This window comes from Streptomyces sp. NPDC048106 (assembly GCF_040706415.1).
Classification (GTDB): Bacteria; Actinomycetota; Actinomycetes; order Streptomycetales; family Streptomycetaceae; genus Streptomyces.
This window is the reverse complement of the sequence record NZ_JBEZND010000059.1, coordinates 34998-43994: the sequence shown is the minus strand read 5'-3', so window position 1 is coordinate 43994 and position 8997 is coordinate 34998. Positions and strand designations below refer to the sequence as shown.

Genomic DNA, 8997 nt, shown 5'->3' with positions numbered 1-8997 from the left:
AATCCACACCGAACCGGAAGGGCCCTCACCCGTTCAAGATCCCTCAGCCGAGACCTGGCTCACCCGTCCACAACCTCCCCGGACAGAACACCTAGCCCACCGCCGTCACCAGGACGGCCACCGTCGGCCGGTCCTCCAGGGCGTCCCGTACGGCCGCGCGTACCCGTCGGGCCACGTCCGCGGCGCGGTGGGCCGCGTCCGTCGCCAGGTCCACCCGCACATGGCGGTGGGCCAGTGCGGCCGTGCCGTCCGTGCGTTCCTCGACGCGGACCGCGCGGCCCGGCCCGGTCAGGCGCACGACCCCCGGCACCGACAACGCCGCCGCGGCCACGCGGGCCTCGGCGGGGGCCGTCGCCTCCCGGGCCGACGGCGGCCGGGGCGGTCGTACCTCCCCGGCCGGCCCGTCCGGCTCCAGCAGATCCGTGACGCGCAGGTCCACCTCCGTCACCGCCAGGCCGAGGCGGTCGGCCGCCGCCGTCGCGAGGGTCTCCCGCAGGCGGTCGGCCGTGGCCGGGAGCGGCTCGGCCGGGGCCGCCGCGAAGTCCGCCGTCACCCGCAGGGCGCCCGGCGGCAGCGCGCTCGGCGGGGCGGGTACGGCGGGCTCCGCCGCCCGCGGGGGGTCGGCGAGCGCGATCCGCAGCGCGCCCAGCCGTACCCCGGGCACGCCGTCCGCCGCCGCACGGCGCAGGACCGCGGCCGCGGCGTCCTCCGTGATCCACGCGCCGTCGCCCGGGCCGCCGAGCGGCAGCAGCCTGCCGAGGCCCACCTGGTGTCGTACAACCTGGGTCCAGCCGTCCGTCATTCCTCCAGCCTGCCGCATCCCTGGCGCGAGGTCGCGCAACCATGCTTACGGTGGTCGAAGGACGACGACCGAAAAGGACGTACGGCGATGACCGACATGACGACGACCCCCGAAGGCGGCGGCGAGCCGCAGATGTCGACCCGTAAGGCCGTCCGGCGCGGCGGCGGGGATCCGTCGACCCGCGGACGGACCACCATCGCGGACGGCGTGGTGGAGAAGATCGCGGGCATGGCCGCCCGGGACGTGGTCGGCGTGTACGCGATGGGCGGCGGGCTCGCGCGCACCCTCGGTGCCGTGCGCGACCGGGTGCCCGGCGGCTCCAAGTCGGTGACCCGCGGAGTGAAGGCCGAGGTCGGGGAGGTACAGACCGCCCTCGACCTGGAGATCGTGGTGGAGTACGGCGTCTCCATCGGCGAGGTCGCCGGCGCCGTGCGGGAGAACGTGATCGCCGCGGTGGAACGCATGACCGGCCTGGAGGTCGTGGAGGTCAACATCGCGGTCAGCGACGTGAAGCTGCCCGAGGAGGAGGAAGAGGAGCCGGAGCCCCGGCTCCAGTGACCGGGCGCGCCCCGGACCCCGCACACCTGACGAGCTGAGGAGCGCTGCATGAGCATGGCCATGGTCGGCATGATCGCCGGAATGGCGCTGGGATTCGCCGGGTACTTCGGCGGGTTCGGCGCGTTCCTGCTGGTGGCGGCGTTGGGGGCCGTCGGGTTCGTGGTCGGCCGGTTCGCGGAGGGCGACCTGGACCTCGGAGACTTCTTCCGCGCCCGCGACGAGCGCCGCGACCGGCGGCGGTGACCGCCGTGACCGACGCGACCGGGGCGGTACGAGAGCCGCCCGCCCGGGTGCCGCCCGCGGAACGGGGCGCCACCCGGATCGCCGACCGGGTGGTGGCCAAGGTCGCCGCGCAGGCCGCCCGCGAGGCGGCGGGCCCGACGCCCGCCGACGCGGACGCGCCGCATGCCACGGTGACCGTGCACCGGGACACCGCCCGGATCCGCGTCCATCTCGAACTCGGCTACCCCTGCGACATCGGCGCCCGCTGCGCCGCCGTGCGTCGTCAAGTGACCGAGCGGGTAGGCGCGTTGGTGAACATGAAGGTGTCCGAGGTCGCCGTCCGGGTCGAGCGGCTGCACCCGCCGACGGCCACAGGCGGGAGGACCCGATGAGCCAGGCAGGCACCACCACGACCCTCGACAAGACCACCGACGCCCCCGTGTCCGCCGGCGGCAGCGGCCGCTTCTGGTCGCCGCGCCGCGTCCCCGCGGGCATCGTCGCCGTCCTGCTGCTGGCCGGCTCCGGCCTGCTGCTCTACGACATCGCCGCCGTCCGCGCCCACCGCCCCGCGATGCGCTGGCGCCGCGTCCTGGCCCGGCAACTGGCCGAACGGCCCCTGGACGACACCTGGGTGCTGGCCGGCGCGGCCCTCGCGGCGGCCCTCGGCCTGTGGCTGATCGCCCTCGCGCTCACCCCGGGGCTGCGCGCCCTGCTGCCGATGCGCCGCCCGCACCCGGACGTCCGCGCGGCGCTCCGGCGGGACGCGGCGGCCCAGGTGCTGCGCGACCGGGCCATGGAGCTGTCCGGCGTACGGTCCGTACGGGTACGGATGCGCCGCCGCAAGGCCGTGGTCCGCGCCGTCTCGCACTTCCGCGAACTGGACGACGTGCGCGCCGACTTGGACACCACCCTCGCCGAGGCCATCCACGGCCTCGGCCTGACCCGGCCGCCCCGGCTCGCCCTGCGGGTGACCCGGGCCGCCCGGAAGGGGTGACGGCGATGCGCTCCGGGGGAGTCAACCGCGTCCTGCTCGCCCTGGCCGGCCTGCTGCTGCTCGCCCTCGGCGGGGCGGTCCTGGCCGTCGGCCTCGGCGTCCGGCCGCCCTCCTGGTGGATCCACGGCGGCCCGCACGACGTCCTGCTCAGCCACGCCGAGCGCACCCGCTACCGGGCCGCCGGCTGGTGGTGGCCGGCGCTCCTCGCCGCCCTGGCCGTCCTCGTCCTGCTGGCCCTGTGGTGGCTGACCGCGGTCCTGCGCCGGCACCGCCTCGCCGAGATCCGCGTCGACACCGGCGACGGCGCGGCGGCCGTGCTGCGGGCCAGGGCACTGGAGAGCGCCCTGGCCGAGGAGGCCACCGCGGGACCCGGCGTGGCCCACGCCCACGTCCTGCTGCGGGGCCGCCGTACGAAACCCAGGGCGCGGGCCTCGCTCCGGCTGACCCCCGAGGAGGCCCCCTCGACCGCGCTGACCGCCTTCACCACCGGACCCCTGGCCCACGCCCGCGAGTCGGCGGGGCTGGCCGCCCTCCCGGCGGAGGTCCGCCTGCGCGCGGTCGGACACCGGGCCGAGCGGGTCATGTGAGGGGGTGGGGCCGCCGGGTCAGAACCCGTGCCGCACCCCTCCGTCCACCGGCACCATGATCCCGCTGAGGTAGGAGGCCGCCGGCGACAGCAGGAAGGCCGCGACCTTGCCGAACTCCTCCGGGGTGCCGTAGCGGCGAAGCGGGATGCGGGACTCGTTGGCGGCGCGGGTGGCCTCCGGGTCGGCGGACAGGGCGTCCAGTTCGCGGACGCGGTCCGTGTCGATGCGGGCCGGCAGCAGGCCCACGACGCGGATGCCGCGCGGGCCCAGCTCGTCCGCGAGGGACTTGGCGAAGCCGGCGAGACCGGGACGCAGCCCGTTGGAGATGGTCAGGGCCGGAATCGGCTCGTGCACCGAGCCGGACAGCACGAAGCCGATGACGCCGCCCTCCTCCAGCTCGGCCGCCGCCGCGCGGGCGAGCCGGACCGCGCCGAGGAAGACCGACTCGAACGCGGCCCGCCACTGCTCGTCGGTGTTGTCGGCGACGAAGCCGGGCGGCGGCCCGCCCACGCTGACCAGCACCCCGTGGAAGCCGCCGAAGTGCTCGCGCGCGGCCGCGATCAGCCGCTCGGGCGCCTGCGCGTCGGCGTTGTCCATGGCCACGCCCACCGCGTTCGGGCCCAGTTCGGCGGCCGCGTCCACGGCCCGCTGCTCGTCCCGGCCCGTGATCACCACCTTCGCGCCGTCCGCGACGAGCTGCCGCGCGGCGGCGTTGCCCAGCCCCCGGGTGGCGCCGGTGACGATGTACACCCGGTCCCTCAGTCCAAGATCCATGACCCCTATCCTGCCTCCTCGGTCCCGAACAGCGTGAGGGCGGAGTTCACCAGGCCGAGATGGCTGAACGCCTGCGGGAAATTGCCGAGCTGGCGGCCCGCGTCGGGGTCGTACTCCTCGGCGAGCAGACCCACGTCGTTGCACAACCGCACCAGCCGCTCGAACAGCTCCCGCGCCTCCTGCGGGCGTCCGGTCAGATGCAGGGCGTCCGCCAGCCAGAACGAGCAGGCGAGGAAGGCGCCCTCGCCGCCCGGCAGCCCGTCGACCACGGGTTCGGCGTCCTCCTCGGAGTCGTAGCGGCGCAGCAGGCCGCCGTGGCCCAGGTCGGCGCGGATGGCGTCGACGGTGCCGGTCACCCGGGGATCGTCGGGCGGCAGGAAGCCGACGCGCGGGATGAGCAGCAGGGCGGCGTCCAGTTCGCGGGAGCCGTAGTACTGCGTGAAGGTGTTGCGCTTTGGGTCGAACCCCTTCTCGCAGACCTCCCGGTGCACCTCCTCGCGCAGCCGCCGCCAGCCGTCCAGGTCGCCGTGCAGCTCCTGGTGCCGTTCGAGCGTCCTGACCGCCCGGTCGGCGGCCACCCACACCATCACCTTCGAGTGCACGAAGTGGCGCCGTCCGCCGCGCACCTCCCACAGGCCCTGGTCCGGCTGCCGCCACGCGGACGCCAGGAACTCCATCAGGGAACGCTGGATGGCCCACATGTGCGGCCGGGTGGGCAGGCCCGCGGTGCGCGCCAGCGAGAGCGAGTCCATCACCTCGCCGTACACGTCGAGCTGGAGCTGCTCCACGGCACCGTTGCCGGTCCGTACCGGGGAGGAACCGGCGAAGCCGGGCAGCCAGGGCAGCTCGGTCTCCGGGAGGCGCCGTTCGCCCGCGACGCCGTACATGATCTGGAGGGCGGCGGGGTTGCCGGCCACCGCGCGCAGCAGCCAGTTGCGCCAGGCCTCGGCCTCCTCCTGGTAGCCCGCGGTGAGCAGCGCGCCGAGGGCGAGGGTGGAGTCGCGCAGCCAGCAGTACCGGTAGTCCCAGTTGCGCACCCCGCCCAGCCTCTCGGGCAGCGAGGTGGTGGCCGCGGCCACGATCCCGCCGGTCGGGGCGTAGGTGAGCGCCTTGAGGGTGATCAGGGAGCGGACGACCGCGTCCCGGTGGGGGCCGTCGTAACGGCACCGCCGGGCCCAGCGCCGCCAGTCGGTGACGCTGCCGTCCAGGGCCTCGTACGGGTCGACGAGCCGGGGGCGCCGCTCATGGGAGGGGTGCCAGGTGAGCACGAACGCGACCCGCTCGCCCTCGCCGACGGTGAACTCGGAGTGGGTGCCGTAGTCCTCGCCCCAGGTGCGCACCGGCGGCTCGGCGCGCAGCCACACCGAGTCGGGGCCGGCGACGGCCACCCGGTGGCCGTCACAGCGGCGCATCCACGGCATGATCGAGCCGTAGTCGAAGCGCAGCCGCAGGGTGCTGCGGACGGTGACCCGGCCGCTGACGCCCTCCACGATGCGGACGACGTCGGGGGCGCGGTCGCGCTGCGGCATCAGGTCGGTGACGCGGACCGTGCCGTCCGGGGTGTCCCACTCGGTGTCCAGGACGAGCGTGTCGGGGCGGTAGGCGCGCCGGGTGCAGGTGGCGGTGTCCCTCTCGGACGCCTTGGCCGCCTTGGCCTCCTTGGGGGCGATCCGCCAGTGGCCGTGCTCGTCCTCGCCCAGCAGCCGGGCGAAGCAGGCGCCGGAGTCGAAGCGGGGCAGGCACAGCCAGTCGATCGAGCCGTCCCGGCCGACCAGCGCCGCGGTCTGCTCGTCGCCGATGAGGGCGTAGTCCTCGATCCGGGCGTCGTGGCTGATACGGGCGTTCACGGGATGCGGTTTCCCGGCGGGCCGGGGGGCCAATCAGGTGGTGCGCCGGGGGAGTGACGCGCCGGGGCGGGGGTCAGACCGCGGCCGGTTCGCTCTCCTCGGGCCGCGGTGCCGCCGCGGCCTCCTCCTGGTCCCGGATCTCGCGCCGTACCAGGAACCACCAGCCGACCGGGACCGCCGCCGCGAACAGCCACCACTGGATCATGTACGCGTAGTTCAGCGGGGCGTCCTCGGTGCCAGGGTCGGAGATCTGCTCCGGGGAGCCGCCCTTGGGCGCGGGCGCCGTCTGCTCCATGTAGCCGCCGAGCACCGGGACGCCGAGGCGGTGCGCCTCCTCGGTGCTGCTGATCAGCATGATCTGCCGGTCGGGCAGCCCCTTGATGTTCTTGATGCCGCTGGCCGCGGTGGTCTCGTCGGCCATCAGGCGTCCGCTGATGGTGGTCCGGCCGGCCGGCGGGGCGGGGATCTTCGGGAAGGCGGTCTGCGACTCGCCCGTGGCGACCCAGCCGCGGTTGACCATCAGCACCTTGCCGTCGGCGAGCACGAACGGGGTGAGGACGTGGTAGCCGACATTGCCGTCGGAGTCGGTCCGGCGCCGGACCACCTCCGTCTTCGCGGTGTCGAAGGTGCCGGTCGCGGTGACGGTGCGGTACTTCTCGGTCCGGGCCACGGCGTGCCCGGGGGAGGACAGCTCTTCGACGGGGACCGGCTTGGCGTGCAGCGCGGTGGAGACCAGGTCGTTCCGCGCGGTGCGCTCCTCGTAGCGGTGCTGCTGCCAGAAACCCAGCCTGATCATCGTGGGGATCAGCGCGATCGCGATGATCGTGAGGATGATCCACTGGCCGGACAACAGGAAGCGGTAGCGATGCACCCCACGACGGTACATCCGGGCCGCGGGGCGCATTCAGGCGGGTACCGGGTGAAGCCGGTGCCGCGCGGGAGCCGGGTCACACCCGGTCGACCACTCCCGTACGGCCCTCCGCGCGGGCGCAGTGCGCGCCGCAGAACCAGTGGCCCTCCACCTCCACGCCCTGCCCGATGATCTGCACCCGGCAGTGCTCGCAGATCGGGGCCATGCGGTGGATCGCACAGGAGAAGCAGTCGAAGACATGGACCGCGCCCTGGGCGTGGACCTCGAACGTCATTCCGTAGTCATTGCCGCATACTTCGCATTTCGCCATGCGCCACAGGGTGAGCCGTCGCGGGTGCCCGGGCGAGCGGATGCGGGGTGAGTCGTGCGTCAATCACTCATTCGTACGATCACTCGACCGTGGGGCCGGTGTCATGCCTGACGTGACCCCGGATTCACTCGTCCGCGGGCCCGACATCCCGCAGCAGCTGTCCGAACGCGGCCTCGTCCACGATCGGCGTGCCGAACTGCCGCGCCTTGACCGTCTTGGAGGTGCCCGAGTCCGGGTCGTTGGTCACCAGCAGGCTGGTCAGCCGGGAGATGCTGGACGCCACATGCAGCCCGCACTCGGTCGCCCGGTCCTCCAGCAGCTCCCGTTCGACGGAGGTGTCGCCGGAGAACGCCACCCGCATGCCCTGTTTGAGGCGTTTGCCGTCTTCGTAGCGGCCTGGGTTGGGATGGGGGCATGCGGGCCTTTTGCGGGAGGGGCGCCAACTGCCGGGACGGTAGCCGCCGTAGCCGCCGTCGGAGGACTGCCGGGGGACCGGTGCGTCCGACCACTCCGTCAGCGGGCGGCACTCCAGCAGCGGCAGCCGTACGCCGCCCGCCGCCGCGGCCCGCAGGCTGGGCCGGAACGCCTCCGCGAGCACGCGCGCGTCGTCCAGCGCGTGGTGCGCCCGCTGCTGCACCACTCCGAAGTGCGCGGCGAGGGACTCCAGCTTGTGGTTGGGCAGCGGCAGTCCCAGCTCCTTCGACAGCGCGATGGTGCACAGCCGCTGCCGCACCGGCGCCCGGCGCTCGGCGCGCGCGTACTCCCGCGCGATCATCTGCCAGTCGAAGACCGCGTTGTGCGCGACCAGCACCCGGCCGTCGAGACGGGCGGCGAACTCCTCGGCGATGTCCGCGAACAGGGGCGCGCCCTCCAGCACCTCGCTCGTCAGACCGTGTATCCACACGGGTCCCGGATCGCGCTCCGGGTTGACCAGGGTGTACCAGTGGTCCTCGACCTCGCCGCGCGCGTCCAGCCGGTAGACGGCGGCGGAGATGATCCGGTCGTGCCGGGCCAGGCCGGTGGTCTCCACGTCAACGACCGCGTATCCCTGGGGATACGCGGCCGGCCACTGGGTGGGGGAGGACACTGCGGTCGCACGGTCTTCGAGCATGGTCACTGAGGATACGGGCCGCGACCGACAGCTCCGCCCCTCAGGTCCCCCTGGCCGCCCCGCTCCGCTACCGGTCCGGACCCCTCCGCGCCGAACGCCCCCTTCGCATGGGCCTGTTGTCGCCATGTGGAGCGTCGGAGCGGCGCGGGCACGCCCGGGAGTGCGATCCTCCCTGCTGTGACGGAACCGAAGCACGACGAGAACCACGGCGGCGCCCTCGGCTCGCGGCTGAACTGGCTGCGCGCCGCCGTGCTGGGCGCGAACGACGGCATCGTCTCCACGGCGGGACTCGTCGTCGGCGTGGCCGGGGCGACCGGGAGCCGCTCCGCCCTGCTCACCGCGGGCCTTGCCGGACTGCTCGCCGGATCGATGTCCATGGCGGCGGGGGAGTACGTCTCGGTGTCCACCCAGCGCGACTCCGAGCTGGCCGCGCTGGCCGTGGAGAAGCGGGAACTGCGCGAGCAGCCCGAGGCCGAACTGCGCGAACTGACCTCGATGCTCCAGGCGCGCGGGCTGTCCGAGCAGGTGGCCCGGGAGGCCGCCGAGCAGCTCACCGAGCGGGACGCGCTGCGGGCCCACGCCAGTGTGGAGCTGGGCATCAACCCCGACGAGCTGACCAACCCGTGGCACGCGGCCTGGGCGAGTTTCCTGGCCTTCACCGTGGGCGCCCTGCTGCCGCTGCTGGCCATCGTGCTGCCCCCGGCCGGCTGGCGGCTGCCGGTCACGGTGGTCTCCGTACTCGCCGCGCTCGTCCTCACCGGCTGGGCCAGCGCCCGCCTCGGCGCCGCCGCCGCCGGGCGGGCGGTGCTGCGCAACGTGGGGGGCGGGGCGCTGGCGATGGCGGTCACGTACGCGGCGGGCAGTCTGCTGGGGGCGGTCGGCGTGTGACCCGCGGGAGGCGGCCGGTCCGTGGTGGGCGTC

Annotated in this window: 12 protein-coding genes; 6 read left to right on the top strand and 6 right to left on the bottom strand. The window is 74.4% G+C overall.

From position 1 onward, the window contains the following. Positions 1 to 91 precede the first annotated feature (91 nt). Positions 92 to 802: a nucleopolyhedrovirus P10 family protein gene (locus AB0927_RS37690; protein WP_366672352.1), complete on the bottom strand. Its 711-nt coding sequence runs from the start codon at positions 800 to 802 to the stop codon at positions 92 to 94. Positions 803 to 889: 87 nt separating this feature from the next. On the opposite strand from AB0927_RS37690, the gene AB0927_RS37685 reads away from it, so the two are divergent. Genes AB0927_RS37685 through amaP form a run of 5 tightly spaced genes read left to right on the top strand, consistent with a single transcriptional unit; the run spans position 890 to position 3163 of the window. Further along, the gene (locus AB0927_RS37685) at positions 890 to 1360 is read left to right on the top strand and encodes an Asp23/Gls24 family envelope stress response protein (protein WP_366672351.1); all 471 of its coding nucleotides are present in this window, start codon (positions 890 to 892) and stop codon (positions 1358 to 1360) included. Positions 1361 to 1408: 48 nt separating this feature from the next. Further along, positions 1409 to 1603, top strand: coding sequence for a hypothetical protein (locus AB0927_RS37680; protein ID WP_366672350.1), 195 nt, complete (start codon positions 1409 to 1411; stop codon positions 1601 to 1603). Next, the gene (locus AB0927_RS37675) at positions 1600 to 1974 is read left to right on the top strand and encodes a hypothetical protein (RefSeq protein ID WP_366672349.1); all 375 of its coding nucleotides are present in this window, start codon (positions 1600 to 1602) and stop codon (positions 1972 to 1974) included. The genes AB0927_RS37680 and AB0927_RS37675 overlap by 4 nt, the downstream gene beginning before the upstream one ends. Continuing rightward, positions 1971 to 2576: a DUF6286 domain-containing protein gene (locus AB0927_RS37670; protein ID WP_366672348.1), complete on the top strand. Its 606-nt coding sequence runs from the start codon at positions 1971 to 1973 to the stop codon at positions 2574 to 2576. The genes AB0927_RS37675 and AB0927_RS37670 overlap by 4 nt, the downstream gene beginning before the upstream one ends. A 5-nt stretch (positions 2577 to 2581) precedes the next feature. After that, on the top strand, positions 2582 to 3163 hold the full coding sequence (amaP, locus tag AB0927_RS37665; protein ID WP_366672347.1) for an alkaline shock response membrane anchor protein AmaP: 582 nt from the start codon (positions 2582 to 2584) through the stop codon (positions 3161 to 3163). Positions 3164 to 3181: 18 nt separating this feature from the next. Here the strand turns inward: amaP and AB0927_RS37660 are convergent, their stop codons facing one another. The 5 genes from AB0927_RS37660 to AB0927_RS37640 all read right to left on the bottom strand — a co-directional run bounded on the left by AB0927_RS37660 (position 3182) and on the right by AB0927_RS37640 (position 8076). Then, on the bottom strand, positions 3182 to 3937 hold the full coding sequence (locus tag AB0927_RS37660; protein ID WP_366672346.1) for an SDR family oxidoreductase: 756 nt from the start codon (positions 3935 to 3937) through the stop codon (positions 3182 to 3184). Between the two features lie 5 nt (positions 3938 to 3942). Continuing rightward, positions 3943 to 5784, bottom strand: a complete 1842-nt coding sequence (locus AB0927_RS37655; protein WP_366672345.1) for a glycoside hydrolase family 15 protein — start codon at positions 5782 to 5784, stop codon at positions 3943 to 3945. A gap of 73 nt (positions 5785 to 5857) precedes the next feature. Beyond that, positions 5858 to 6688, bottom strand: a complete 831-nt coding sequence (locus AB0927_RS37650) for an SURF1 family protein (protein ID WP_366672344.1) — start codon at positions 6686 to 6688, stop codon at positions 5858 to 5860. A 43-nt stretch (positions 6689 to 6731) separates the two neighbouring features. After that, positions 6732 to 6965: a hypothetical protein gene (locus AB0927_RS37645; protein WP_366672343.1), complete on the bottom strand. Its 234-nt coding sequence runs from the start codon at positions 6963 to 6965 to the stop codon at positions 6732 to 6734. Between the two features lie 124 nt (positions 6966 to 7089). After that, a complete protein-coding gene (locus AB0927_RS37640; protein ID WP_366672342.1) occupies positions 7090 to 8076 on the bottom strand; it encodes a DEDDh family exonuclease in 987 nt (328 codons plus the stop codon). Between the two features lie 177 nt (positions 8077 to 8253). Between AB0927_RS37640 and AB0927_RS37635 the strand changes: the two genes are divergently transcribed. Continuing rightward, positions 8254 to 8964 (top strand): VIT family protein, encoded by a 711-nt coding sequence (locus tag AB0927_RS37635; RefSeq protein WP_366672341.1) that lies wholly within the window; start codon positions 8254 to 8256, stop codon positions 8962 to 8964. Positions 8965 to 8997 lie beyond the last annotated feature (33 nt).